Here is a 3,083-nt window from a genome sequence, read left to right as displayed (position 1 = left end):
CAAATTGCTTGGGTGTTATATGGTCAAGCCTCACGGGCAATTAGTATTGGTTAGCTCAACGCCTCACAGCGCTTACACACCCAACCTATCAACGTCGTAGTCTTCGACGGCCCTTCAGGGGACTCAAGGTCCCAGTGAGATCTCATCTTGAGGCTAGTTTCCCGCTTAGATGCTTTCAGCGGTTATCTATTCCGAACATAGCTACCCGGCAATGCCACTGGCGTGACAACCGGAACACCAGAGGTTCGTCCACTCCGGTCCTCTCGTACTAGGAGCAGCCCCTCTCAAATCTCAAACGTCCACGGCAGATAGGGACCGAACTGTCTCACGACGTTCTAAACCCAGCTCGCGTACCACTTTAAATGGCGAACAGCCATACCCTTGGGACCGGCTTCAGCCCCAGGATGTGATGAGCCGACATCGAGGTGCCAAACACCGCCGTCGATATGAACTCTTGGGCGGTATCAGCCTGTTATCCCCGGAGTACCTTTTATCCGTTGAGCGATGGCCCTTCCATACAGAACCACCGGATCACTAAGACCTACTTTCGTACCTGCTCGACGTGTCTGTCTCGCAGTCAAGCGCGCTTTTGCCTTTATACTCTACGACCGATTTCCGACCGGTCTGAGCGCACCTTCGTACTCCTCCGTTACTCTTTAGGAGGAGACCGCCCCAGTCAAACTACCCACCATACACTGTCCTCGATCCGGATAACGGACCTGAGTTAGAACCTCAAAGTTGCCAGGGTGGTATTTCAAGGTTGGCTCCACGCGAACTGGCGTCCACGCTTCAAAGCCTCCCACCTATCCTACACAAGCAAATTCAAAGTCCAGTGCAAAGCTATAGTAAAGGTTCACGGGGTCTTTCCGTCTAGCCGCGGATACACTGCATCTTCACAGCGATTTCAATTTCACTGAGTCTCGGGTGGAGACAGCGCCGCCATCGTTACGCCATTCGTGCAGGTCGGAACTTACCCGACAAGGAATTTCGCTACCTTAGGACCGTTATAGTTACGGCCGCCGTTTACCGGGGCTTCGATCAAGAGCTTCGCGTTAGCTAACCCCATCAATTAACCTTCCGGCACCGGGCAGGCGTCACACCCTATACGTCCACTTTCGTGTTTGCAGAGTGCTGTGTTTTTAATAAACAGTCGCAGCGGCCTGGTATCTTCGACCGGCATGGGCTTACGCAGTAAATGCTTCACCCTCACCGGCGCACCTTCTCCCGAAGTTACGGTGCCATTTTGCCTAGTTCCTTCACCCGAGTTCTCTCAAGCGCCTTGGTATTCTCTACCCAACCACCTGTGTCGGTTTGGGGTACGGTTCCTGGTTACCTGAAGCTTAGAAGCTTTTCTTGGAAGCATGGCATCAACCACTTCGTCACCCAAAGGGTAACTCGTCATCAGCTCTCGGCCTTAGAATCCCGGATTTACCTAAGATTCCAGCCTACCACCTTAAACTTGGACAACCAACGCCAAGCTGGCCTAGCCTTCTCCGTCCCTCCATCGCAATAACCAGAAGTACAGGAATATTAACCTGTTTTCCATCGACTACGCTTTTCAGCCTCGCCTTAGGGACCGACTAACCCTGCGTCGATTAACGTTGCGCAGGAAACCTTGGTCTTTCGGCGTGGGTGTTTTTCACACCCATTGTCGTTACTCATGTCAGCATTCGCACTTCTGATACCTCCAGCAAGCTTCTCAACTCACCTTCACAGGCTTACAGAACGCTCCTCTACCGCATCACCTAAGTGATACCCGTAGCTTCGGTGTATGGTTTGAGCCCCGTTACATCTTCCGCGCAGGCCGACTCGACTAGTGAGCTATTACGCTTTCTTTAAAGGGTGGCTGCTTCTAAGCCAACCTCCTAGCTGTCTAAGCCTTCCCACATCGTTTCCCACTTAACCATAACTTTGGGACCTTAGCTGACGGTCTGGGTTGTTTCCCTTTTCACGACGGACGTTAGCACCCGCCGTGTGTCTCCCATGCTCGGCACTTGTAGGTATTCGGAGTTTGCATCGGTTTGGTAAGTCGGGATGACCCCCTAGCCGAAACAGTGCTCTACCCCCTACAGTGATACATGAGGCGCTACCTAAATAGCTTTCGAGGAGAACCAGCTATCTCCGAGCTTGATTAGCCTTTCACTCCGATCCACAGGTCATCCGCTAACTTTTCAACGGTAGTCGGTTCGGTCCTCCAGTTAGTGTTACCCAACCTTCAACCTGCCCATGGATAGATCGCCCGGTTTCGGGTCTATTCCCAGCGACTAGACGCCCTATTAAGACTCGCTTTCGCTACGCCTCCCCTATTCGGTTAAGCTCGCCACTGAAAATAAGTCGCTGACCCATTATACAAAAGGTACGCAGTCACCCAACAAAGTGGGCTCCCACTGCTTGTACGCATACGGTTTCAGGATCTATTTCACTCCCCTCTCCGGGGTTCTTTTCGCCTTTCCCTCACGGTACTAGTTCACTATCGGTCAGTCAGTAGTATTTAGCCTTGGAGGATGGTCCCCCCATATTCAGACAAAGTTTCTCGTGCTCCGTCCTACTCGATTTCATGACTAAGAGATTTTCGCGTACAGGGCTATCACCCACTATGGCCGCACTTTCCAGAGCGTTCCGCTAATCTCAAAGCCACTTAAGGGCTAGTCCCCGTTCGCTCGCCACTACTAAGGGAATCTCGGTTGATTTCTTTTCCTCAGGGTACTTAGATGTTTCAGTTCCCCTGGTTCGCCTCTTAAGCCTATGTATTCAGCTTAAGATAACCATCTTATGATGGCTGGGTTCACCCATTCAGACATCTCCGGATCAAAGTCTGTTTGCCGACTCCCCGAAGCTTTTCGCAGGCTACCACGTCTTTCATCGCCTCTGACTGCCAAGGCATCCACCGTATGCGCTTCTTCACTTGACCATATAACCCCAAGCAATCTGGTTATACTGTGAAGACGACATTCGCCGAAAATTCGATAATACTCAATTAAGAGCAACTCACAAATTTTACCTTAGCCTGATCCGTTACCAGTGAAAGTAACGTTCAGTCTATCTTTCTATCACATACCCAAATTTTTAAAGAACGATCTAGC

The 3,083-nt window shown here is 51.1% G+C and carries 1 rRNA gene; it reads right to left on the bottom strand.

Annotated elements, in window-relative coordinates:
* Window positions 1–19: 19 nt before the first annotated feature.
* Window positions 20–2,911, bottom strand: a 23S ribosomal RNA gene (locus ACIQV9_RS28845).
* Between the last annotated feature and the right edge of the window lie 172 nt (window positions 2,912–3,083).

The sequence above is a fragment of the Pseudomonas sp. NPDC099000 genome (assembly GCF_044759925.1).
Taxonomy (GTDB): Bacteria; Pseudomonadota; Gammaproteobacteria; order Pseudomonadales; family Pseudomonadaceae; genus Aquipseudomonas.
This window is presented reverse-complemented; position numbering and strand designations above follow the sequence as displayed.